The organism is Glutamicibacter nicotianae, assembly GCF_006539525.1.
GTDB lineage: Bacteria > Actinomycetota > Actinomycetes > Actinomycetales > Micrococcaceae > Glutamicibacter > Glutamicibacter nicotianae.
The window spans coordinates 198,653-220,855 of the sequence record NZ_BJNE01000005.1 but is presented as its reverse complement, the minus strand read 5'-3'; the positions used below and the strand labels follow the sequence as shown (position 1 = coordinate 220,855).

The window sequence follows — 22,203 nt, the reverse complement described above, 5'->3', positions numbered from 1 at the left end:
GACCCGCGGGAACGGCACCTTGAACAGCGAGTCCCCGTCGTAGGCGTCGGGCTTGAGCGCGATGCCGTGGCGGTTGGACTTCAGCTCGCCGAGCAGCCCGAAGCTGGAGGAGAACGAGTTGATATCCCCATCGGCAATCAGGAAATGATCCGAGCGGTTGATGGCCTTGAGCAGTTCCTTCATCGGACGCTCCGCATCCGAATCGGCGAACTCGGTGAAGTTCTCCACGACAAACACCATCTTGCCCGGCATGGAATCATCCGAGACCAGATCCAGCATGTCCTTGGCGAACTGCCGGGTCTCGGCCGGGCCCGAAGCGGTGCCATTCCACTGCCGCCAGCCGCGCAGCTCGGCGCGCCGGCCGCCGAGGTGGAAGAACTGGGTGGCCGGGTTGGCGCGTTCCAGCGCGGTGACCATGGCGCGCATCGCGTTGGTTTTCCCGCTCTGCGGCGGCCCGGCGATGACGAAGGTGCCGATGGGCTCGAAGCCGCACGGACCCAGTGTGGTGTCGGACAGGCCGATGGCCGGCAGCCCGTTGACCGTGTCGGGCAGCGACGCCGCCGCGAATTCCTGGGGCAGGGTTTCGACACCGGCCGCCTGCGGGGCACCGGAAGCCGTGAGCTCCTGGGCCCAGCTGGTGGTCAGCGCGGTTTGCTCGGCCACGTTGGCGGTGCCGCCAAGCACCGCAATCTGCGCCTCGTGGCCCTTGATGATGGCCCGGCCGGGCACGCTGCGCTCATTGAGCACATCCTTGGCCACGCCCAGCACGTTGTACGCCTGCTCGTCGGCCATGCGCAGCACCACGCGCTGGGTGATGTTCGCGCTGATCGCGGTGGGCACCGCGCCGAAGCGGTCAGCGGTGGCCACCACGTGGATGCCCAGCGGGCGGCCCTCGCCGACGATGCGCATGAACACCTGGTAGAACTCGCCGCGGCCGTGGCCCAGTTCCCAGTCGTTGCGGAACTGGCCGAAACCGTCGATCAGCAGGAAGATGCGCGGTTCGGACAGGTTGCCGGTCACCTGGCGGTACTCGCTCAGCGAAGCGGCATTCGCGTCCGCGTACCGGGCCGAACGCTCATCGAGGTGCTCGGCCAGGATGCGGAAGACGCGCTGGATGCGCTCCACATCATCGCCTCCGATCACCGCGCCGAGATGCGGCAGCGGTTCAAGCGAGCGCAGCGAGCTGGTCCCGAAGTCCAGCGCGTACACCGCCGCCGTGCCGGCCGCCGGGTTGGCTCCCGCGGCGATCGCGATGCTGCGCAGCGCCGCGGACTTGCCGGCGCCGGAGGTGCCGTAGACCAGCAGGTGGCCGTCGGTGTCGGGTTCGAACCAGGCGGTTTCCTGGGCCTGGTGCTCGGGGATGTCGGCCAGCGCCAGCGGGATCCGGCTGTCCGAATCCGGGGCGAGCTCGCGCAAATCCACGGTGGCCGAGAGGTCATCGAGCCATGGCCGGCGCGGGGCCGGGATCCCGGCGCCGTTCGAGGCGGCGATGAAGCTGGAAACCAGGCGCTTCTGGTCGTTCGGGCCGCTGTTCTCCTCGATGTCCGGCGAGCCGGATTCGGGCTGCTCCCAGACGCGCGCCCCGCCGAAGCGCAGGTCCTCCACGCGCACTTCGGCGGCTTCGGGCTCGTCGGTGGTCCAGCCGCCGGCGTACCCGGACTGGAAGGGCACCAGCCGGCCCGGGCCGGTCTTGGCGATGCCGCGCCCGGGCAGCGACGGGTCGAATCCGGCGGCGATCGGGTCCTCCACCACGTCGTTCGAGTCCGCGGCATCGGCCATGCGCAACGCCACGCGCAGGTTGGTGTTGGCGCGCAAATTGTCCTTGATCACGCCCGCAGGGCGCTGGGTGGCCAAGATCAGGTGGATGCCCAGGGAGCGGCCGCGCTGGGCGATGTCCACCACGCCGTCCACGAATTCCGGAACCTCTCCGGCCAGGGCGGCAAACTCGTCGACCACCAGCACCAGGGCCGGCGGGGTTTCCGGGTCCTGGCGCTTTTCCAGTTCCAGCAGGTCCTTGGCCTTCTTGCGGTGGAAGAGCTTCTCGCGGTGGTGCAGCTCGGCGCGCAGGCTGGTCAGCGCGCGGCGAACCAGATGCGGGGAGAGGTCGGTGACCAGCCCGACGCAGTGCGGCAGCTCCACGCAGTCGGCGAAGGCGGAGCCGCCCTTGTAGTCCACGAACAGGAAGGTCACTCGGTCGGGGCTGTATTCGGCGGCCATTGCCAGCACCCAGGCCTGCAGGAATTCGGACTTGCCCGAGCCGGTGGTGCCGCCCACCAGGGCGTGCGGGCCCTGGGTGCGCAGATCCAGGCTCATCGCATCCGGGGTGCCCTGACCGATGAAGGCGCGCAGCGTCCCGGCGCGCTTCAGCCGCGGCCGGGGGGCCGGTGGCGGCGCGGTCGATCACCGAGTTGTTCTGCTTCCAGCGTTCGAGCACCGCATCCGGGGATTCAGCCAGGTCCGGGCCGAGGATGCGCAGCAGCGACACCGAATCCGGGATGTCCGAGGAATCCGGGACCAGCGAGCTGGAGTCCACGATCGGGGCCAGCCGGCGGGCGAAGTGCTCGGCATGCTCGCGCGAGACCCCTTCCACCGACACCTTGGCGGCTTCCTCGCCGGCACGCACCCAGCCCACGCGGGCATCATCCAGGCCGTCGGTGACGTCCACGAAGGTGCGGCAGGCGGCGGGCAGCGACTGCACGGTGGGGGCCACGAAGATCGTGTAGATGCCCACGGCTGGCCCGCGCTCGATGATCTGCGAAAGCCGGGCGCGGTCCACCGGGGCGTCGTTGGTCACGAAGAGCACCAGCGAAAGGTCCTTGGCGGTCGGCACGCCGGTGGACTGCTCGCCGGCTTCCCTGCCCAGCTCCATGGAGGTGTGCCGGGTGGACAGCGGGCCCAGCCGGTAGGCGGACGGGTCGTTGCGCCGGGCGATGAGCTCTTCGAGCGCGTTGACCAGCACGGTGCCGGAGGTCTGCGTATCGGCCAGCGCCACCTGGGCCAGCGGGGAGCGCGGGCCGGTGGTGTGCGGCAGCCATTTGAACCATTCAAGGTCCTCGGTCCAGGCCGGGTCGATGATCGCGGCGGTGCACAGGTCATTGGGCGCGTGCAGGCCGAATAGCTGCACCGCCAGCGCGCGCAGCGTATCGGCGGATTGCAGCCGCGGCCCGGCAATGCCGATGGCGCCGGCCGAGGGCAGCAGCTCGATGATCGGCACATCCTCGATCATCCGGTATTGCGCGGTGAGCTCGTCGACCCGTTCCACATATTCCTGCATCCCGGTCCGGTCGGCCAGCTCGGCGACGGTGGTGCGGCTGCGCGCGGTTCCCGAGCCCAGCCGCAGCGAGAGGAAGTTCCAGTGCTCCGGGCGACGGGTCCACAGCAGCGGGCCCAGCGATTCGGCCTGCTCGAAGACGGTCGCGGTGGCCGGGGCCTCGCTGCGCCGGTGCGCGCGTTCGGCTTCCTCCCCGGCCAGCAGGCTATCTTCCAGCGCCTCGAATTGCCGTTCGAAGGTCTCGATTTCCAGGCGCAGCTTGTTGTTGCTCTGGGTGCGCTGGCCGATCAGGTTGCCCAGCATCATCAGCGGCGAGATCAGCACCACGATCAGCGACAGCGCGCGTTGGGTGAGCGAGAAAATCGTCAGGCCCATGATCAGCGGAGCGAAGATCATCGGCCAGGGGAAGAGCTTGGGGCTGGCTTCCTGCGGGATCGCCGGGCGCGGCAGTTCCTCGCCGGGGTAGCGGACCTCCACCCGCGGGGAACGGTTGAAGAGGATCGAGCCGCCCTTCTCATAGACCGGGGAATGGCCGGTGGCGGTCCCGGGCAGCAGCTCGAAGAAGACCTCGGTAGCACCCAGGGTGATCAGCTGGCCGGGGATCACCGCGACGCGCTGGGCCAGCCCGCCATCGACCAGGATGCCGTTGGCGGAGTTCAGGTCCACCAGCTCGATCTTGCTTCCCACCTCGATGCGCGCATGCCGGGTGGAGACCATGCGGTCGTTGAGCACCACGGTGGCCTTCTCCGAACGCCCCACATAGGAGGTGCCGGCGGGCAGCGCAAAGGCCATGCCCGCATCCGGGCCGTTGGCCACGCGCAGCACCGCTGCCGCCGAGCCTCCCGAGACGAAGGCATCGGTGGTCGGCACGACCTCGATGCTGAAGCCCGAACCCAGTTCGGCCTCGGCCAGCGGGGTGTGCGGATCGAGCTGCACCGGTGCGGTGCCAGCGGCGGTGGCCAGCAGCGTGGGATGCTCGGGAACCTGCTCCCCGGCCAGGGCGCGGGCTGCATCTCCCACGGTGGCGGTGGCATCGCAGGTCAACACCACGTCGATGGTGCTGGTGTCCGGTCGCCTGAGTGTGGCCTTGATTTTCACTTCGCGGTCTCCTGGAAGGTAATGCGGAAGGTACGGCTGCCTATCTGGACGACATCCCCGTCATTCAGATGCAGGCGGACATTGGGTGGTGCATTGCGCGGGGCGCGGGAGGCGGCGGTGACCTGCGTGCCGTTGCTGGAACCCAGATCCATGATCCAGGCATTCGCCCCGTCGCAGCCGAAGGCCAGGTGCGTTTTGGACAGCAGCCGTTCCGGGTCCTTCAGCGCAACCAGCAGCTCATTGCCGGACTCTTCCGTGGCCTGGGGCGCACGCCCGATCAGCCCGGATTCCGGAACGGGGAGATAGGACCCGTCGTCAAAGGCGAAGGCCGCGCGGCGGACGGTTCCCGTCTGCGGCGCAGCTGGCGAATGCCAGTCGCTGTTCTGCGCTCCGACGATGCCCGCTGTGGATCGGGGACGCGCGGGCACTGCGGCGTCATCGTATATGTCGTCCTCGGCGGAAGTGCCCAGCGATGGCAGATGCTCGGAAATGTCCCGGTCCGGGCGGGAGAGCAGGTATTCGGTGCGGGCCAGCGCCCGCGAGTTGGTCGGATCCAGGCCCTTGCGGATATCAACCACGTAGGTTTGGGCGATCTTGTCCAGCCAGCTGCGGTGGTGGTCCCGGTCGAAGAGGCAGGAGAGCAGCATCAGCAGCGGGCCGATGACCGGGATCAGATGGCTGAGCAGGAAGACGAACGAGGCAAGGAGGATACGGCCGAAACCCGGGGCGGCGAATGGATCCAGCCGGGTGGCGCGCAGGCGCATCGCGGCCTTGCCGGGCGAGGAGCCCTTCCGGCTGTTCATCATGAGCAGGACCACCAGGTAGACCAGCAGCAGCAGTGCGCTGACTCCGGACAGGACCAGCGGGACCGTGGAGTAGTGCCCGGTCACTAGGAAAATGACGTATCCGATGCCTGCGGGCAGCAGCGCTGCCAGCGAAACGGCGTAGTCGATGAGGTAGGACCAGATCCGCAGGCGTGCTTCGGCTGGATGCATTCCGAGCATGGAGGATCTGGCGAGTGCTGCTGCTGAAACTACGTCCATGGGATCTTTCTACTTCAGTTCGATGCCGGCTTGCCACGGGGAGTTCTCCCCATTGAGAGCAGGTCAGCTGCCACACTAGTCTAGTCTGTGGACGAAAAAAGTGGCCCGGCAGCCGGGCCAGTCGACAAGTTGAGGAGCATTGTTGTGACTGATTTCAAGGCTAATTATGGCGAAATGGAAGCCATGGCATCGAAGCTTGACACCGGGCGCGAGGACTTGGACGGCGTGCTTGAGCAGCTGCAGTCCGGCGTGGACAAGCTGCTCGGCGAGGACTTCACCACTGAGCACGCTTCGGGCCAGTTCGGCGAAGGCTACAAGGACTTGAACGACGGCTTGAAGACCGCGTTCGATGGCATCAACGACATGGCCACCGCGCTGCGCGACATGATGACCCAGATCCAGGACACCGACCGCGGCATGGCCGGCCAGTAGCCGGACGCAATTTTCCTGCTGATGTGGTCGCCCTGTTATTCATGGGGCGGCCACATTGCTGGGTTTCCACGGCCGCGCCTAACTTGCGGCATTCCACAACCAATCTTGAGCGCAAGGAGTAGTTCACACCGTGGCTGACGAATTGTATCTAGCTCGTCTTGACGAGATCATCACTGATTTGGGCAATAGCATCACGGACTTCAACGATGCCTCGGATATTGCCAAGGGCATTTCGCGTTCCGTCGGTACCCCGATGAATGACGACAAGCTGCAAGATCGAGTGGGCGATTTCGAGGACGAGTGGAACAAGACCCGCGACGGTTTGGTGGAAGAACTCGATGGAATACACAAGCATTTGAAAGACATTCAGCAGGGTTTCGCCGATTGGGACCTCGAAACCAAGAAGGCTTTCTTGAATTCCCGGGCGTCTGACGCGCCCAAGGCCAACTAGCGCGCGGAGAGACTAAATGACATTGCATTCACCTAGTACTGGCGACCCGTTGCAAATGATCACCGGCAACGCCGCTGACTTGCGCCGCAGCGCCTTGGATCTGATCTCTTCTGGTGAAGCCATGGAACGCTCGGCCATCCGGTTGGAGGACATCAGCAATGGCACAGCGGATTTGAAATCCGAGGCGATAAAGTCAGTTCGAGAGAGTGCAGGCGAAGTTTACCCGAAGCTGCACAAGGCATCAGTTCGCTACAGCAAGACTGGCGAAGCCCTGAAGACGTATGCAGAGGCGCTGGACCGGGTCCAAGGCGCACTAATGATGTGCACGAAGGAAGGCGGAGTCGATAATTATTCAACGCTCAACGCCTTGATTACCGATATCGAGCAGGCGCATGAAACGGCCGCGACCAAGCGGAGCCAAGCGGAAACGGCCGAAGACGCCATGGACGATGCCGATGGCGGGCTATTCGGCATCGGAGAAGGCACGGACGAGGAAAAGGCCCAAGCGAAGAAGGACTTGACTGCTGCCACAGACGCGAGTGACCAGGCAGAAGAAGAACTGCGTGAGTTGTGGGGCAAGTTCGACGGACGCGTATCCTATTGGGAAGATGCCTACGACGATGCGGTTGGCGGCATCGAGGATGCCATTGACGCGGCTGATAATAATGACAAGTGGTACGACACGCTCAATTCTATCTTGAGCATCGCCGCCCTTGTCCTGGGCGTCTTGGCGCTGATCTTGTCCGCCACATTCCTCGGCCCAATTCTCGGTCTGCTTGCATTGGTGGCGGGGGTGATCACCCTGGGCATTGAAATCTACAAGATGACCCAGGGCGAAGGTGATTGGACCAGCTTGGGACTGGCCATCGTCGGTTTGGTCCCGTTCGGCAGGGTTCTGGGAAAGAGCATTTCCGGGCTCTCCAAGGTCTTCAAGGGCGGATTCAAAGCCGCAAGAAGCCGTGGTGCAGGCAAGGCGTTCAAGGCGTTCACCAAAACTCGTGCCAGCACCGGGCGTGGAATCATCCGATCATCGCTCAAGGGGCAACCGAAGCGCCCGGTGAAGACGACGATTCGTGGAAACCGCAAGACCAAGGCAAAAATCCGGCGTAACAACCGGAAACTGGAGCAAAAGTACCAGGAAGCCAAGTTCAAGCATGGCAACGACTACCTGGCAAAGTTCAAGAAATCATTCGACGAGGATCCGCTCAAATACGTCAAGTACGCTAACGACTGGGGCAGCACGAAGCACCGGGAAATGGCCGAATACGTACTCAAGCATGCTGACGACTTCGACGCGCGCGCAGTGGACTGGGCTATGGGAACCAAGATCGCCGCTAAGCTCGAGGATGGCGGTAATGTCGTGCAATCCTTCGGGCTGTCCGTTTACGACAGTGAGCGGAAGAAGTAGCTTGGTGCAAGCGACGTTGGGCCAGATGCGCTCGAAACCCTAGGGCAGTGCAGGAGAAAAATGAGCCAGAGTCCGCAAGAAGCGAAGCCGCAACCACGCGGTATCGGGTACAGCATAGTCTATCCGCCGGGGTGGCGGGAATTCAGGACAAGCGCCGACCACGAGGCGATCTTGGCCAAGCTGGTTACGGCAGAAGCGAAGGCGCTGGGGCGCGCTGACGTGGTGCTGATGCTGCGCCAGAAAACGCATGAGATGTTCGAGAATTTGCGGCGTCGGGGTGCGATTGGGCTCGCGTTACCGGTTGAGAAAGCCCGCGGTGGAGCTGTGCCGACATCAATGATCATGACCCCCTTGAAATCCTCGGAGGCAGGGGCATTGGCAGGGATGGTGCGCAGGGTCGCGGATGGCAATCCGGTGGAAACGGAAGCCGTCGACGATGAGACCTGGTACCTGTGGAATACGAATGAGCCAGCCGAAGAGGCTCCGGAATACAAGAACTTGAGCTTGAATATGGTGGTTCCCCGGCCACGGGCGGACGGAAGCACTGATCCCGAGCCGAGTGCCGGATTGTGGCTGAGGTATTCTTACGCAAGCCTTGAAACAGGCGAAAACAATGAAGAATTCACCGAAGCATTGCGAGGCCTCGGCTACGCAATCATGGGGACGTTCAAGTGGGTGCCGATACAGTGACATCATATGAAATCCAGCCGGATCTGGAACTCTGGATCCCCGTGCCTCGTTCCTTCCCCGAGGCGGACTGGGACACGGCAGAGCAATGGGCCGAAGATCTTTCCGAAGTCGCAATTCCGGGTGATCTCGAGCTCCGGAAGACCTACCGGGAACTCGCATTGGAAGTCGCCGCGAATCAAGCAGCGGACGCCGATCACACGTTGTGGTACTCGCCCGAAGACGGGCACGCAATGGGCACCGCCCACCTGGTCATCGAAGACGACGATGACGAAGCGAGCCTGGAGGAACTGGCCGCACCCGATCATGATTCGATGTCACCCGCACAAACCGAAGAGTTCGATTCAACGGTCTTCGGCCGGATCATCCAATCTACATCCGTCATCTCCTTGGATCTCCCGAGGGCGGACGAGACAGTGTTGTTGCCGGCCATTGGCCATGTCCGAACGGTAGGCCGGTGCAAGGGGCTGGTGTTCATCCTTGAGGCATTCGACTCGGATCTGTCGAATCTTGCCCTCATGATGGATCCGATGGTGCAACTGCTGGATACCGTGACCATTGATGATTCCGAATAGACAGGACCCCCGAACTTTGAGCAATCATGCCACCTACCGCGAAGAACCCGGGGAGTTTGTCAGCAGGGGAGTTCATCATTGGCCTCGAATGGAGAGCAGCTTCAAACTGATCTTGCTAGCAGCGATTCTCTTGCCTCTCGGTTACTACCTGATTGCAAATGGGCTGCCCGAGACACCGAGCGATAGGGCGAGAATCATCGTCTCTTGGACCCCGACCATTGCCGGGGCCGCCGTGCTCATCGCTGGATGCATCGGAATCTTCACGGCCACTCGCTCGCTATCCCGCAAGCAGGCCGACGCCATAGATTTGAAGCTGCGGGCCAGTGGGGTCACACTGAGGGGCGGACGCAAAATTCCGTGGGAGCAGATTGAGTTCGTCACTGCGATTACCTTCGAGAACAATTCAAAGATCCGGCTGCTCTGGGACCGTGCTGAGCTGCACCGCAGGTTGGTGCTCCATCTCCGGGAGCAACCACAGCAGCTGAATGCGCAGGGATCAGGCAGGACCGAGTCGGCTAGGGTCGATCTCCTGCGCTATCCCGCTGCCGAGTACCTCAGGCTTTATGATTCGACGTTGGAGCAGTTCAAGCGCCGGGGGATCCCGGTTCAATTCGAGAAGAAATGGATGTTCACATAGCACGGCAGGGCGGCACCGGTGGTCCGGCTAGCTCCGAGGCCGTATCCGGAACTGTTGCGGAATTCATCAGTTCCCCGCACCTGCATGCCAAACGCATGAAGCGCGGAATCATCCTGACGGTCCTAGGCCTGGCCTCGGCGACTGGCGGATTCTGGATCCTGGGCCAGAACATCCGGGCCGGGGAGAGCAGCATTGCCACCAACTGGCTGAACTACGGCCTGATCGTGATCGCCGCGGCGTTGCTGACCTTCGGCATCGTGGGCATCGTCACCGGCCGGCAGGGCACTCGCCGCAGCGTCGGCGATGATTCGATCGACGTAATCGTCACTGAGCAGGGCCTGGTGACCCGTGGCGGCCGGGAGGTGCCGTGGTCGAATATCGGCCGCGCCGAGATCATCCGCTACATCAACGACTCGATGGTGCCGCTGCTTTGGGATTACTCGGTGCTCAACCGCGTGGTGCGGATCAACCTGCTGGACAACTCCGAGGTCGATCCGACGTCTCCCGGAGTGCGCGGGCGCGCGCCAATGCATTATCTGGAGATCGACCTGCGGCGCTACCCGATGGCCGAATACCAGGAGCACCTCGATGCACTGGTCGCCACGCTCAAGGAGCGCCGCTTCCACACCAAGGAACGGTTCAAGCACAAGCAGTTCTGAATGGGACCCGACGACCTCAGGAACGCACACTCATGGCCCACGGCCGCACTCGGCGCAAACTGCCCAAGCACTTCATCACCGCCAAGGCCCACCATTGGCCGCGGGTGCAACGCAGTTCCCAGCTGCTGATGATGGCCTGGATCCTGCTGCCGCTGGGGCTGTACCTGGTAGCCAACGACCTGCCCGAGACCTCCATCCGGCGTGCGCAACTCATGGCGAGCTACACGCCGACGTTCTTCGGTGCCATTCTGCTGCTGTTCGGTGCCTGGGGCATAGGTACCGCGGCGCTGGCCATGCGCCGCAAGGGTGTCGATGCCATCGATGCGAAGATCCGTGCGTCCGGGCTCATCCTTCGCGGCGGGCGGAAGGTGGCTTGGGATGACATCGGCTCGGTGACCGCGATTAGTTTCCAGAACGATGCCAAGGTGCAGCTGCTCTGGGACCGGGCCGAACTGCACCGCCGGCTGGACGTGCAGCTGAAGCAGCCGGAAACCGAGACGCTGCGCATCGACCTGGTGCGCTATCCGGCCGTGGACTACCTCGGGCTCTATGAGTCGCTGCTGGACGAGTTCGAGCGCCAGCGCATCCCGGTGAAGCACCGGAAGAAGTGGATGCAAGCCTAGCCGGAGGGACTTGTCCCCGCCCCTGCCCGCTACAGCGAGCGCCCCGGAGTGAGGATTCCTGCCGGATCCAGCGCGGCCTTGACCGCCAGCTGCGCCGCACGGGTCGGCTCGTCCAGCTGCCAGGACAGCTCGTGCTGCTTGACCTTGCCGATGCCGTGCTCCCCGGTGATGGTGCCGCCCAGCGAGAGGGCCAGCCGGGTGATCTCATCGATGACCTTTTCGGCGGCCGCATGGCCTTCGGGGGTGTCCTCCGCGTCTACGGTCGGGTGCAGGTTGCCGTCCCCGGCGTGCGCCACCACGGAGATCATCCGCCCGGTGCGCTGCGCGATCTCGTCGATCCCGCGGAACACCGCGGCGAGCTCGCCCACCGGAACCCCCACATCGCAGGAGACCCGCAGCCCGTGGGCGCTGAGCGCCGGATTGGCCAACCGCCGCGCTTCCAACAGCGAGTCGCCCTCGCCGATCAGCACGTCCGCTGCGCCGAAGCTGCGGCATAGTGCGGCGACCGACTGCGCGGCCTGCAGCGCATGGCGGCCGGTGAACTGGCCGATCAGCAGCGCCTGCCCGTCCACCGGCAGCCCGGAAGGGTGGAAGGCCTCGATGACCTGGACGCTGTGCGCGTCGAGCAGTTCGAGCACCTCCGGAAGGTACTCGCCGTTGACAATTGCCGTGACCGCGCGGCCGGCGTCCTCGACGGTGCGGAATCCTGCGCGGAAGGTCTGCGCGGCGCCCTCGGGCACCGGCTTGAGCCGCACCTTGGCCTCGGTGATGACCCCGAGGGTGCCCTCCGATCCGACGAACAGGCTGGTCAGGTCCAGGCCGACGACGTTCTTCCGGGTGCGTGCCCCGGTGTGCACGACGCGGCCATCGGCCAGCACCACGGTCAGTGCCGCGACCGAGTCGCGGGTGACCCCGTGATTCAGGCAGCGCAGCCCTCCGGCATTGGTGGCGATGTTGCCGCCCACGGTGGAGATCCGCGCACTGGCAGGATCTGGCGGGAAGAACAGGCCGTGTCCCCGAGCCGCCTCGTCGAGGTCCGAGTTGATGACCCCGGCCTGCACCACGGCCAGGCGGTTCACCGCGTCGATGCCAACGATCCGGTTCAGCCGTTCCAGGCTGATGACCAGCCCGCCCGGGTAGCCCGCCGCACCGCCGGAGAGCCCGGTCCCAGCCCCGCGCACCGAGACCGTCACGCCGTGGCGGTGCGCCCAGGCCAGCGCCTGCGAGACTTCGTCGGTGGATTCGGGGAAGACGGCCGCTGCCGGGCGCCCCTCGGGCTGGTAGCGCGACTGGTCGCGGGCCACGCGGTCCAATTCATCCGCTGCGGTGCTCAGCCGGGGACCGAAGACGGCGGCCAGTTCATCGAGCGGCAGCGTCGGTGCTGCGTGCTGGGTCATGGGTGCTCCTTTGCATGCGCGGTCCGGCAGGGGGCCGCTGGGTGATTCCCGTTACACACTTTATATTATAAAATTTGAGGGTCAACCCGCGAGTGAAAGCAGGAACCATGACGGCAAGCCAAGCGCAAGCGGAAAGCAAGCGCGGCCGGAGCAAGGCCGATCTGGCCTACGACTATTTGCGCGAACAGGTGCTGGGTGGCACGCTGGCACCGCGCCAGCGGGTGCTGGCCGGGCCGATAGCCGCGCAGCTTCAGATCAGCGCCGTGCCGGTGCGCGAGGCAATCCACCGGCTGGCCGCCGAGGGACTGCTGCAGATCGAACGCAACGTTGGCGCGCGGGTAGCTGAACTCGACGAGCGCGCCTACCGCGAGGGGATGGAGGCGCTGGCGGTGCTCGACGGGTCGGCGACCGCGCTGGCCGCCGGTGCGCTGGGTGGCGCCGCGCTGGAACGGGCGGAGCAGCTCAACGAGCAGCTCGCCGCGTTGCTTGGGGACTTCGACCCGGCCGAGTACACCCGGCTGAACACCCTGTTCCACGCGGTGCTGCACGCCGGGTGCCCGAACGCGAGGCTGCGCGAGCTGGTCGAGGCGGAATGGCGGAAGTTCTCGGCCCTGCATGCGGCGGAGCGTGCAGTGGATGCGGCGCGGGCGCGGACAGCGGTGGACGAGCACCGCGAACTGTTGAGGCTGATCCGCGACGGCGCGCCCGCGGCCCGCGTTGAACAGGCCGCCCGCGAACATGTGCTCGCCTCGCTGCAGGCCCGCACCGGATTCGCCAGCCGGCTGCGCTAACGCTGTGCCCCGGTCCGCTACGGTCTATGCCGGGCTATTGCCAGTCCTGGGGCACCATCGCGGCGGCCGGCCACGAGTCGTGGCGAAGAATACGGCGAGGAGTCGGTGGGCCGAGGCGATCAGTGCCTGGCAAGGGCCAGTGCCTTGGCCTGGCTTCAGAAGCGTCGTGTGCGGGAGCCATCAAACGCAAACCGGTGCGTTCTTCCGGATCGGTGACGGTGGTGCGGAAGCCACGGAATCGACCAATGCCATCAGCACCTGCAGAAGTTCAAGTTCCTTGGCGAGCAGAATCGCCAGGCGGTGGGCCTCCGTGCCAGTTCAAGGAGGACAATTTTCCCGTTTTGACTGGGATCTGCTGGCCCCGGAATTGCTCGTGCTCATCCCGGTAGCGGGGCGAGCGGGAATGCTGCAGCGCGGATTATCGGAGCGGACATCATTGCAGAGCGGGTTGCCCGGCTGGAATTTTCCATTTGCTGGGTGGCATTGGTGAAGTCGAAGCAGTCCTGGTTCGCTTGCTGGGCTTCGGTGCCTGGCCCACCCTGCGCCTTGGGTCTTCCTAATAGCTAAGGATGGGAGCCTCCCAACCCCAGATTGCGACTCAGCGCAATGGCCTGGATCAGCGTCTCGCGGCTTTGGCACGGCGGGGTGCCTGCAGCCAGGGCCTGAGCAGGCGCGTGCTCAGCGGCAAGAAAAGGTAGGTCATTACAGGCGTCAGAATGCAGATGTTCAGCAGCACGGAGAACACTAGCGGCCAGTGCCCGGTGAGCGGGTGCAGGAGGAAATTCGCCAGCAAGCTAAGCGGAAAGAACGGCAGGAAGATGCTCACCGCTTGCTTCCACCGCGGCGGGACCACGGTCTCTGGGACAGTGATGGACACGTCACCGGGCTGGTCGAACCATCCCTCGATCCCGGTCCGATGCTCCACCCTGGTAATCTCCATGATCTCGCCGGCACTGTCGATCCACCAGCGGCGCTCTTCGGAATCGTCCCAAGCCTGCAACGCGTCCACGTTCGCGAACCTGTACATCACGTGCCATTCATCTGAATCCGGTGCGGTGCGGACCCATCCGGAACCCAAATATCCGGGCCATGCGCGAACCAGCTCTTGGCCCGCGTGCGCCCACGCCACGAATTGGCGGTGGTAGCCAGGCTGGACGGTGCGGGCGATGGACACTGTGACGGGCTGTGAACTGGACATGCCAGATATTCTATTCGCTGCTGCCAAGGCGAGTCCGCCATGCCGCCAACGGCAAGACGCCGTCAGATTTACCCATTATCGGGACAGAACAGCTGACGCGGACTGAGTGATCGAAGCGGCTACTGAACGCCTGGATATCAAGCAATCAATCTTCGAAGTCCGGGATGCTGCGGCTGCGGCCAATGCCAGTCCAGCACCAGTTCCCCAACATTGGGTACATCAATGGTCTCGGAGGCCAGCGGACTGGTTGGTTGCGTCTGCAACATGCATTTCTTCAATCCCGTTTTGGCCACGAAGGATGAAGCGGGGTGCCGCGGATCCACCAGCGATGCAACCGTGCATGCGGTCGTGTCGTTGGCATCGCGGATGGGCAAGGAACCTGTGCCGGTTAAACCGGAAATTCCAGAATTCATCGTCAACGGACTGCTGGGGTCCGGCGTGGGGTATCGGCCGGAATTGCCGTATTCAAGGACAATGGCGCAACTGCGCGCACTGCACGGGGAGATCCCCGAGAAGGTCCGTTTGAATTGATGGATCCGGTGGGGCTCGATGCCATCGGCTTGATCGAGCCAGCATCTTTCAAGCAGACCGGAGCCGAAGCTGAGCTGGGGCGCAAAACCGGGATCGCGCAGGCCGAGGGCACTTGATGGCCGCGCTGCAGAGGTGTACAGGAAGCGCCAGCCGGACGCTGGGGCAGCTTTTAACTGAAAAGCCGGGCCCGGTGCGTCGAAATTCGATGCACCGGGCCCGGCTTGTGCCGTGCGGCTACTTCTTCAGGTGGTCCACCAGCTGCGAAGCGATGCCATTGTAGGTGCCCGGGGTCAGGGACTGCAGGCGGGCTTCAGCATCGGCCGACAGGCCCAGCTCGCCAACGAATTCCTTCAGGCGGGCTGCATCCACGCGGTGGCCTCGGGTCAGGTCCTTGAGTCGCTCGTATGGGTTGTCCATGCCTTCGACACCGGCGATGGCCTCGGCGCGCATAACCATCTGGATGGCCTCGGCGAGGACCTCCCAGTTGTGGTCCAGATCCTCGGCCAGCACGGCCTCGGCAACATCCAGGCGGTCAAGGCCCTTGGCGACATTGGAGATCGCCAGCACCGAGTGTCCGATGGCGGTGCCGATGTTGCGCTGCGAGGAGGAATCGGTGAGGTCGCGCTGCCAGCGGCTGGTGACCAGGGTGGAACCCAGGGTGTTCAGCAGGCCGTTGGAGATCTCCAGGTTCGCTTCGGCATTCTCGAAGCGGATGGGGTTGACCTTGTGCGGCATGGTCGAGGAGCCGGTGGCACCTGCCACTGGGATCTGCGCGAAGTAGCCGATGGAGATGTAGCTCCAGACATCGGTGCACAGGTTGTGCAGGATGCTGTTGAAGCGGGCGATGTCTGCGTAGACCTCTGCCTGCCAGTCGTGGGATTCGATCTGGGTGGTCAGCGGGTTCCAGGTCAGGCCCAGGTGCTCGACGAAGTCCTTGGCAACCTTCTGCCAGTCGGCAGTTGGAACCGAAGCATAGTGGGCCGCGTAAGTGCCGGTGGCACCATTGATCTTGCCCAGGTACTCGGTCTTCTCGACACGGTCCAGCTGGCGGGTCAGGCGCCATGCCAGCACTGCCAGTTCCTTGCCCAGGGTAGTCGGGGTGGCTGGCTGGCCGTGGGTGCGCGAGAGCATCGGCACGTCGCGGGAATCCTCGGCCATCTTGGACAGCTGGGCCACCAGGTCGCGGGCTGCTGGAAGCCATACCTGCTGCACGCCGCCCTGGACGCCCAGCGCGTAGGACAGGTTGTTGATGTCCTCGGAGGTGCAGCCGAAATGCACCAGCGGCTTGAGGTTGCCGATGCCAATTGCTTCCAGGCGGTTGGCGATGTAGTACTCCACTGCCTTAACGTCGTGAACGGTGACAGCTTCGATCTCTGCCAGTTCCTTCACCGAGTCAGCATTGAAATCGGTGACGATCTTGCGCAGTGCCGCCTTCTGGTCCGCAGTAAGCGGGGAGGTGCCTGGAAGAACGGAGTTGTCGGTCAAATGGATCAGCCATTCAATTTCGACGTGAACGCGGTCGCGGTTCAAAGCCGCTTCGGAAAGGTAGTCGACCAGTGGTGCCACGGCGCTGCGGTAGCGTCCGTCGAGGGCAGTCAAAGCCAGTGGTTCATTAGCAAGGGAAGTGCGCGCAATCTCAGCCATGCTCATATTCTTCCATCCCCGGCGCTACATCACATCTTTTACACCGTTCCTGTTTCCACAACTGGGCCCAAATCCTGCTGGCACCGAATCGCGGCTGTCCATGATGGTGGACAAATTCTCAAGGATGCGGAGCAGGAAAATGATGTTTCAAGCGACGCTGCTGACGGTGGCGAGCCAACTCGATGACGCACGGAAAACCACTCAATTCGCCATCGCGCAGTTGGGGTCAATCCATTCATTGACTTGGAATTCCAAGGCAGGCAAGGCGTTCTTGGAGAATGTCGACGAGCTGAGCCGCCGGCTGGAAATGCTCAACAGCGAGCTGGGCGACGCGGAGGAGTACGTAGGGGTAGCCATGCGGGAGATCCAGAACCTCGAAGCACAAATCATGAACCAGCGAATGGCCTCGTAGCCATGGGATATGAAGTCAATTACAACTCGTTGGATTACGCCGAGGCAGGGGAGATCTGCCAGCGGGTTGCCAACGATATCGATGGCATATCCGAGGTACTGCTCAAAGCCGCGCAGGCAGCTGATAGCTGCCAGCGCGACCTGGATCTGCAGTGCATGGTGTCAGGCATCGGTGCCAGGGGGTATAACGTCGGGCTGTTGGGCGACTTGATCAGGGACGCCTATCAGCAGTCCAGAGAGGGGCAAATTACAGCGTTTGATCTGACCGCAAAAGTCTCCGAAGCCATGCGGAACTATGAAGTTGCCGAGTCCGCTGCTGAACGGATGGTGCTAGCCAGCACGGGAGCTGTGCTGGTGGGAGACTTCATTTCCGAGACCCGCGACAACGGCTGGCGTCCGCCTTTGGAAAGCATGGAAATGTTCCTGCGCTTGATGTTTTCGTACCTGCCGCGCTGGCCCTTTGGATCGAACCTGACGCTGACCGAGCAGATCGAAGGTGCAGTCAAGGATCTGTCGGGCTTTATCCGGCGGCTGGGAGCAGATCGCAATACCGAAATACAGCTCACTGGGAAGGATCCAACGCAAACGGTTGAAGTCGATGGAAAGATGCAAAGCTATTTCCAGTTGCACCAAATGCTGGAAGGCGAAGGGACGGAGAATAACGGGAAGATCATGATCGTGAAGGCTGACGAGGATACGTACATTGCGATCTTCCCGGGTACACAGAATGACTCGGAAGTTCCTTCGCCTTTTGGCCCGGAAGGCATCGCCGACGGGTTCGGGGTGGAATCCGAGAACTTCGCGAAACCGCTTGATGAGGCACTGGAGATCAGCGGAGCGAAAGAGGGCGATGAGCTCATCCTCTCCGGGTATTCGCAAGGGGGCATTCATGTGGCCCAGCTGTCGAAGAACAAGTACTTGAAGCACAAGTACAAGCTGAATAAAGTCCTGACCCTTGGATCGCCCATCGGCACGATTGACCTGCCAGAAGACGTACGCAGCCTGTCGGTTGAAGACCAGAAGGATATGGTGCCGGGAACCGATGGCGGGCCCAACCCCGGCAGGGGGGAGCATTACACGACCACCTTCCCGGGCCCGCGGGAGCACATGGAGGACATCTTGCCCGACGATGGCATCTTTGGCGCTCCGCATAACCTCAAGAATTACGGTGACCACCTTCTGGAACTCGATGAGAATCCGAAGCTGGAAATCAGGGAGCATCTGGAGAAGTACTACCTCCCCGAACCACTGGTGAAAATCCGCATGTTCAAGCTGGAGCGGAAGCCGAAAGAACCTCGGTCCATCACGGAAGAGGAGAAGCGTCGGCTCAAGCATGTGGCGCCGCCCCATTAAGATGCCCAAAGCTGCAGCGCGCTATCCAAGGCCAGTATCTTCCGACGCCACAGTAAAAGGCAGCGGAAACGGGGGAGATGACCGGGCCGGCCAATTGGGAACTAACCAAAGAAGACGGCACCTGCCGGTTGCCGTCTTCTTTTAGCCGTGAGCGGTAGTCCGCTTAGTCGCGATCGCTCTTGACGAATAGTCCGAGGACCGCCGAGACAATGGAGATGATGATCGTGCCGGCGATGGCATCCCACCAGAACTGCTCGATGACCAGTTCGATGGGCGTGAAGGTCGTCAGCCATGACGTCAGCAAGAGCATCAGGGCATTGATCACGATTGTGAACAGGCCCAGGGTGAGGCAGGTGATCGGCAAGGAGAAAAGCTTGACGATTGGACGGACCAAGGCGTTGACCAAGCCGAAGATGACTGCAACGACCAGATAGGCGATGACCGTGCTCATGGTGCCTTCGCCTGCCGCGACGATCTTGAGACCGGGCACCACCCAAACGGCGGCGGCGAGGGCAAGCGCATTGACGATGACTCGAATCAGAAAGCTCATGGCTTAACTTTGGCACAGAAATCTGGGATTCGGATGAACCTCGGATATCGCTAAACCCATAGTGAGGACTAGGCTTTGAGGTATGACTGAGAACCCGGTGACCCAAGATCAGGTGCAGCCACGCTCTGTAGTTGCACGTTTGCCAAAATACGCTGCGGGCAAGCCGCCTGCTCCAGTTGAAGGCGTCCAAGCTTACAAGCTGTCATCGAACGAGATTCCCTTTGCCCCGTTGGACGCTGTGCATCAGGCAGTCGTCGAGCAGGACAGCCTGAATCGCTACCCAGACCCGCTATCGACCAAGCTTCGCATGGCCCTCGCCGATTACTTGGACGTGCCGGCTGAAGATATCGTGACCGGCGCCGGTTCCCTCGGCGCGCTGGTGCAAATCCTGAATACCTTCGCGGGCCAGAACGAGGACGGCATCCAGGATGAAGTCATCTATGCGTGGCGTTCCTTCGAGGCCTACCCGATTCTCGTTCAGACCGCCGGTGCGCTGCCGGTGGAGATTCCACTGCTGGAAGATGGGCGCCACGATCTGGAATCCATGATCGCCGCGGTGAACGAGAACACCTCAGTGATCTTGCTGTGCACCCCGAATAACCCGACCGGACCGGTACTCACCCAGGCCGAGGTCGATGATTTCCTGGCACGCGTTCCGAAGAACGTGCTGGTGGTCCTGGATGAGGCCTACATCGAGTTCGTCCGTGATGAGAAATCGGTGGATGGCATTCACACCTACAACGAGAACGAAAATGTCGTTCTGCTGCGCACCTTCTCGAAGGCCCACGGCCTGGCGAATCTCCGGGTCGGCTACTCGGTGGCCCATCCGCAGATCACCGAGAACATCCGCGTGGTCGCCACCCCGTTTGCCGTCTCCAGCGTGGCCGAGGATGCCGCGGTCGCTTCGCTGGCTAATATCGACCTGGTGCTTGAGCGTGTCGAGGGGCTGGTGGCCGAACGCGAACGAGTGGCGGCGGCCTTGGCCGAGATGGGCTGGAAGATTCCTTCCACCCAGGCGAACTTCGTCTGGCTGCCGCTGGGAGAAAAGACCGGCCAGTTTGTCGAGCGGGCCAACGCCGTGGCGTTGTCTGTGCGCGGCTTCTCGAACGAGGGAGTGCGGGTCTCCATCGGCGAAGTTGAGGCAAACGATCGCTTTATTGAACTGTGCAAGGAATCACTCGACCTGGCATAGGGGTAACGGGCGCTGATTTCTCGCGTTTTAGCGGTCAAAGCCTATAGGCTTAGGAACTGGACAAGCCGTATATGTCCCATGCGGAATGTATTCCGCGTGGGGCATATTTATGACCGAAGGATGATAAATGACGCGAGCTGCGACCGAGGCGACGGAGCCGGATCTGATTCAGATCCTGACTCCGGACGGCCAGCGTCAGTCCCATGAAACGTACGATGCGTATCTGGGCGACGTTGATGATGACATGCTTCGCGGTTTCTACCGCGACATGGCATTGACGCGTCGATTCGACCAAGAGGCCACAGCTTTGCAGCGCCAGGGGCAGTTGTGCCTCTGGGTCCCGCTGCGCGGGCAGGAAGCGGCGCAGATCGGTTCCGGCCGCGCCACCCGCCGAAGCGACTACATCTTCCCCACCTACCGCGAGCACGGCGTAGCGCTGACCCGTGACGTCTCCTTCTCGGAAATGCTGCGCTTGTTCCGCGGCATCTCCGGCGGCGGCTGGGATCCCCGGGAAAACAACTTCCACATGTACACCATGGTGCTGGCCGCGCAGATGCCGCATGCCGCCGGCTACGGCATGGCGTTGAACATGGAGCAGCGCGGATGGGATGAAGCCCGCCGTGCCAAGGAAGGCAATGCTGTTGTCGCCTACTTCGGCGATGGCTCCTCCACCGAGGGCGAAACCCACGAATCCATGGTCTTCGCCAGCTCCTTCAATGCACCGGTGGTCTACTTCTGCCAGAACAACCAGTGGGCGATCTCCGTGCCTTTCGAGGTCCAGTCCAAGGTGCCTCTGGTCAACCGAGCCGCTGGCTACGGCATGCCCGGAGTCCGCGTCGACGGCAACGACGTGCTGGCAGTCTTGGCCGTCACCCGCTGGGCGCTGGAACACGCACGCAGCGGCAAGGGCCCGGTCCTCATCGAAGCCGTCACCTACCGTCTCGGAGCGCACACCACCGCCGATGATCCGACCAAATACCGCATGAGCGAAGAAGAAGCCCAGTGGGCTCCGAAGGATCCGCTGATTCGCCTGGAAACCTACCTGCGCGATAACAACCTGGTTGATGACACCTTCTTCGAGCAGCTGTCCGCCGACGCCGACGCAATGGCTGCCAAGGTCCGCGAAGACGCCATGGCCTTCCCAGTCCCGCCGCTGGCCAAATCGTTCGAGCAGGTCTACGCCGAAGCGCATCCGCTGATCCAGGAAGAACTGGCCTGGCATCTGGAATACGAAGCAGGATTCGCCGATGCGGCTGAGGGAGAGCACTAAATGACCACCACGATGACCCTGGCCAAGGCCATTACCAGCGGCCTGGACAAGGTGCTGGAAACCAACGACAAGTCCTTGCTGATGGGCGAGGACATCGGACGCCTCGGCGGCGTGTACCGGATTACCGACGGGCTGATCGACAAGTACGGCGAGCACCGCGTCATCGACTCGCCGCTGGGCGAGGCAGGCATCGTCGGCACCGCCGTGGGCATGGCCCTGCGCGGCTTCAGCCCGCTGGTGGAAATCCAGTTCGACGGCTTCGTCTTCCCTGCCTTCAGCCAGATCACCACCCAGCTGGCCAAGATGCACGCCCGCTCCGAAGGCCGGCTGACCACTCCGGTGGTCATCCGCATCCCGTACGGCGGCGGCATCGGCTCCATCGAGCACCACTCCGAATCCCCGGAAGCGCTGTTCGCCCACACCGCTGGCCTTCGCATCATCACTCCGTCCAACGCGCATGACGCCTACTGGATGATCCAGCAGGCAGCCAGCTGCCAAGATCCGGTGATCTTCTTCGAGCCCAAGCGCCGCTACTGGCTCAAGGGAGAAGTGGACACCGGGACCCCGGCCCTGGATGCGTTCAAGGCGCAGGTGGTCCGTCCGGGCACCGACGCGACCATCGTGGCCTACGGCCCGCTGGTGCCGATCGCCCTGGCCGCCGCGGATGCCGCGTTGGAAGACGGACGCTCCATCGAGGTCATCGACCTGCGTTCGCTCTCGCCGATCGACTTTGACACCATCACCGAATCGGTGCAGAAGACCGGACGGCTGATTGTCACCCACGAAGCGCCGACCTTCGGCGGCCTGGGCGGCGAAATCGCCGCCCGCATCACCGAGCGCGCCTTCCTCTCGCTGGAAGCACCGGTGCTGCGCGTGGGCGGATTCCACATGCCGTACCCGATTTCCAAGGTGGAATCCCAGTACCTGCCGGATATCGACAAGTTGCTTGAAGCCCTCGACCGGTCCTTCGCTTACTGAGCGG

General features: G+C 63.1%; 21 protein-coding genes and 2 pseudogenes. 15 read left to right on the top strand and 8 right to left on the bottom strand.

Going from position 1 to position 22,203, the window contains the following annotated elements; genetic code table 11:
• The 4 genes and pseudogenes from ANI01nite_RS16990 to ANI01nite_RS08445 form a co-directional block, all read right to left on the bottom strand.
• Positions 1–1,779, bottom strand: a 1,779-nt coding sequence (locus tag ANI01nite_RS16990) for an FtsK/SpoIIIE domain-containing protein (protein ID WP_255314468.1), incomplete at its 3' end; no start/stop codon positions are given.
• 114 nt (positions 1,780–1,893) lie between these two features.
• A pseudogene (locus ANI01nite_RS16985) lies at positions 1,894–2,313 on the bottom strand (FtsK/SpoIIIE domain-containing protein); the annotation flags it as partial.
• Between the two features lie 1,576 nt (positions 2,314–3,889).
• A pseudogene (locus tag ANI01nite_RS16980) lies at positions 3,890–4,063 on the bottom strand (FHA domain-containing protein); the annotation flags it as partial.
• 302 nt (positions 4,064–4,365) lie between these two features.
• Positions 4,366–5,412, bottom strand: coding sequence for an RDD family protein (locus tag ANI01nite_RS08445; protein ID WP_141357366.1), 1,047 nt, complete (start codon positions 5,410–5,412; stop codon positions 4,366–4,368).
• A gap of 144 nt (positions 5,413–5,556) precedes the next feature.
• Here ANI01nite_RS08445 and ANI01nite_RS08440 point away from each other — a divergent pair, with 144 nt between their 5' ends.
• The 8 genes from ANI01nite_RS08440 to ANI01nite_RS08405 all read left to right on the top strand — a co-directional run bounded on the left by ANI01nite_RS08440 (position 5,557) and on the right by ANI01nite_RS08405 (position 10,884).
• A complete protein-coding gene (locus ANI01nite_RS08440; RefSeq protein WP_038993214.1) occupies positions 5,557–5,844 on the top strand; it encodes a WXG100 family type VII secretion target in 288 nt (95 codons plus the stop codon).
• A gap of 130 nt (positions 5,845–5,974) precedes the next feature.
• A complete protein-coding gene (locus tag ANI01nite_RS08435; protein WP_141357364.1) occupies positions 5,975–6,295 on the top strand; it encodes a hypothetical protein in 321 nt (106 codons plus the stop codon).
• 16 nt (positions 6,296–6,311) lie between these two features.
• Entirely contained in the window at positions 6,312–7,703 is a 1,392-nt protein-coding gene (locus ANI01nite_RS08430) for a DUF308 domain-containing protein (protein WP_141357362.1), read from the top strand.
• A 60-nt stretch (positions 7,704–7,763) separates the two neighbouring features.
• Entirely contained in the window at positions 7,764–8,393 is a 630-nt protein-coding gene (locus tag ANI01nite_RS08425) for a hypothetical protein (protein ID WP_141357360.1), read from the top strand.
• Positions 8,390–8,965, top strand: a complete 576-nt coding sequence (locus ANI01nite_RS08420; protein ID WP_141357358.1) for a hypothetical protein — start codon at positions 8,390–8,392, stop codon at positions 8,963–8,965. The genes ANI01nite_RS08425 and ANI01nite_RS08420 overlap by 4 nt, the downstream gene beginning before the upstream one ends.
• Positions 8,966–8,981: 16 nt before the next feature.
• Positions 8,982–9,602, top strand: a complete 621-nt coding sequence (locus ANI01nite_RS08415) for a hypothetical protein (protein ID WP_141357356.1) — start codon at positions 8,982–8,984, stop codon at positions 9,600–9,602.
• On the top strand, positions 9,587–10,261 hold the full coding sequence (locus ANI01nite_RS08410) for a hypothetical protein (RefSeq protein ID WP_141357354.1): 675 nt from the start codon (positions 9,587–9,589) through the stop codon (positions 10,259–10,261). The genes ANI01nite_RS08415 and ANI01nite_RS08410 overlap by 16 nt, the downstream gene beginning before the upstream one ends.
• Positions 10,262–10,293: 32 nt before the next feature.
• The gene (locus ANI01nite_RS08405; protein ID WP_141357352.1) at positions 10,294–10,884 is read left to right on the top strand and encodes a hypothetical protein; all 591 of its coding nucleotides are present in this window, start codon (positions 10,294–10,296) and stop codon (positions 10,882–10,884) included.
• Between the two features lie 29 nt (positions 10,885–10,913).
• Here ANI01nite_RS08405 and ANI01nite_RS08400 read toward each other — a convergent pair whose 3' ends face one another.
• On the bottom strand, positions 10,914–12,281 hold the full coding sequence (locus tag ANI01nite_RS08400) for an FAD-binding oxidoreductase (protein WP_141357350.1): 1,368 nt from the start codon (positions 12,279–12,281) through the stop codon (positions 10,914–10,916).
• A gap of 107 nt (positions 12,282–12,388) precedes the next feature.
• Between ANI01nite_RS08400 and ANI01nite_RS08395 the strand changes: the two genes are divergently transcribed.
• Positions 12,389–13,072: a GntR family transcriptional regulator gene (locus tag ANI01nite_RS08395; protein WP_141357348.1), complete on the top strand. Its 684-nt coding sequence runs from the start codon at positions 12,389–12,391 to the stop codon at positions 13,070–13,072.
• A 616-nt stretch (positions 13,073–13,688) separates the two neighbouring features.
• Here ANI01nite_RS08395 and ANI01nite_RS08390 read toward each other — a convergent pair.
• Positions 13,689–14,270 (bottom strand): antibiotic biosynthesis monooxygenase, encoded by a 582-nt coding sequence (locus ANI01nite_RS08390; RefSeq protein WP_141357346.1) that lies wholly within the window; start codon positions 14,268–14,270, stop codon positions 13,689–13,691.
• 144 nt (positions 14,271–14,414) lie between these two features.
• On the opposite strand from ANI01nite_RS08390, the gene ANI01nite_RS08385 reads away from it, so the two are divergent.
• A complete protein-coding gene (locus ANI01nite_RS08385) occupies positions 14,415–14,801 on the top strand; it encodes a 3-hydroxyacyl-CoA dehydrogenase NAD-binding domain-containing protein (protein ID WP_255314467.1) in 387 nt (128 codons plus the stop codon).
• 234 nt (positions 14,802–15,035) lie between these two features.
• Here ANI01nite_RS08385 and purB read toward each other — a convergent pair whose 3' ends face one another.
• Positions 15,036–16,445, bottom strand: a complete 1,410-nt coding sequence (purB, locus tag ANI01nite_RS08380) for an adenylosuccinate lyase (protein ID WP_141357342.1) — start codon at positions 16,443–16,445, stop codon at positions 15,036–15,038.
• 139 nt (positions 16,446–16,584) lie between these two features.
• On the opposite strand from purB, the gene ANI01nite_RS08375 reads away from it, so the two are divergent.
• Positions 16,585–16,857, top strand: coding sequence for a hypothetical protein (locus tag ANI01nite_RS08375; protein WP_038993231.1), 273 nt, complete (start codon positions 16,585–16,587; stop codon positions 16,855–16,857).
• A 2-nt stretch (positions 16,858–16,859) separates the two neighbouring features.
• Complete coding sequence (locus tag ANI01nite_RS08370) at positions 16,860–18,209, top strand: hypothetical protein (RefSeq protein ID WP_141357340.1); 1,350 nt, start codon at positions 16,860–16,862, stop codon at positions 18,207–18,209.
• A gap of 163 nt (positions 18,210–18,372) precedes the next feature.
• Here ANI01nite_RS08370 and ANI01nite_RS08365 read toward each other — a convergent pair whose 3' ends face one another.
• Positions 18,373–18,759: a phage holin family protein gene (locus ANI01nite_RS08365; RefSeq protein WP_073707738.1), complete on the bottom strand. Its 387-nt coding sequence runs from the start codon at positions 18,757–18,759 to the stop codon at positions 18,373–18,375.
• 82 nt (positions 18,760–18,841) lie between these two features.
• Here ANI01nite_RS08365 and ANI01nite_RS08360 point away from each other — a divergent pair, with 82 nt between their 5' ends.
• The 3 genes from ANI01nite_RS08360 to ANI01nite_RS08350 all read left to right on the top strand — a co-directional run bounded on the left by ANI01nite_RS08360 (position 18,842) and on the right by ANI01nite_RS08350 (position 22,199).
• Positions 18,842–19,951, top strand: coding sequence for a histidinol-phosphate transaminase (locus ANI01nite_RS08360; protein WP_141357338.1), 1,110 nt, complete (start codon positions 18,842–18,844; stop codon positions 19,949–19,951).
• 127 nt (positions 19,952–20,078) lie between these two features.
• Complete coding sequence (gene pdhA, locus ANI01nite_RS08355; protein WP_038993236.1) at positions 20,079–21,221, top strand: pyruvate dehydrogenase (acetyl-transferring) E1 component subunit alpha; 1,143 nt, start codon at positions 20,079–20,081, stop codon at positions 21,219–21,221.
• Entirely contained in the window at positions 21,222–22,199 is a 978-nt protein-coding gene (locus ANI01nite_RS08350; RefSeq protein ID WP_038993237.1) for an alpha-ketoacid dehydrogenase subunit beta, read from the top strand.
• The last annotated feature ends 4 nt before the right edge of the window (positions 22,200–22,203 follow it).

Coding starts and splice junctions, on each gene's coding strand:
- ANI01nite_RS08445 (WP_141357366.1), bottom strand. CDS start 5,412: ATGGACGTAGTTTCAGCAGCAGCACTCGCCAGATCCTCCATGCTCGGA.
- ANI01nite_RS08430 (WP_141357362.1), top strand. CDS start 6,312: ATGACATTGCATTCACCTAGTACTGGCGACCCGTTGCAAATGATCACC.
- ANI01nite_RS08425 (WP_141357360.1), top strand. CDS start 7,764: ATGAGCCAGAGTCCGCAAGAAGCGAAGCCGCAACCACGCGGTATCGGG.
- ANI01nite_RS08410 (WP_141357354.1), top strand. CDS start 9,587: ATGGATGTTCACATAGCACGGCAGGGCGGCACCGGTGGTCCGGCTAGC.
- ANI01nite_RS08405 (WP_141357352.1), top strand. CDS start 10,294: ATGGCCCACGGCCGCACTCGGCGCAAACTGCCCAAGCACTTCATCACC.
- ANI01nite_RS08400 (WP_141357350.1), bottom strand. CDS start 12,281: ATGACCCAGCACGCAGCACCGACGCTGCCGCTCGATGAACTGGCCGCC.
- ANI01nite_RS08395 (WP_141357348.1), top strand. CDS start 12,389: ATGACGGCAAGCCAAGCGCAAGCGGAAAGCAAGCGCGGCCGGAGCAAG.
- ANI01nite_RS08390 (WP_141357346.1), bottom strand. CDS start 14,270: ATGTCCAGTTCACAGCCCGTCACAGTGTCCATCGCCCGCACCGTCCAG.
- purB (WP_141357342.1), bottom strand. CDS start 16,445: ATGGCTGAGATTGCGCGCACTTCCCTTGCTAATGAACCACTGGCTTTG.
- ANI01nite_RS08375 (WP_038993231.1), top strand. CDS start 16,585: ATGATGTTTCAAGCGACGCTGCTGACGGTGGCGAGCCAACTCGATGAC.
- ANI01nite_RS08370 (WP_141357340.1), top strand. CDS start 16,860: ATGGGATATGAAGTCAATTACAACTCGTTGGATTACGCCGAGGCAGGG.
- ANI01nite_RS08365 (WP_073707738.1), bottom strand. CDS start 18,759: ATGAGCTTTCTGATTCGAGTCATCGTCAATGCGCTTGCCCTCGCCGCC.
- ANI01nite_RS08360 (WP_141357338.1), top strand. CDS start 18,842: ATGACTGAGAACCCGGTGACCCAAGATCAGGTGCAGCCACGCTCTGTA.
- pdhA (WP_038993236.1), top strand. CDS start 20,079: ATGACGCGAGCTGCGACCGAGGCGACGGAGCCGGATCTGATTCAGATC.
- ANI01nite_RS08350 (WP_038993237.1), top strand. CDS start 21,222: ATGACCACCACGATGACCCTGGCCAAGGCCATTACCAGCGGCCTGGAC.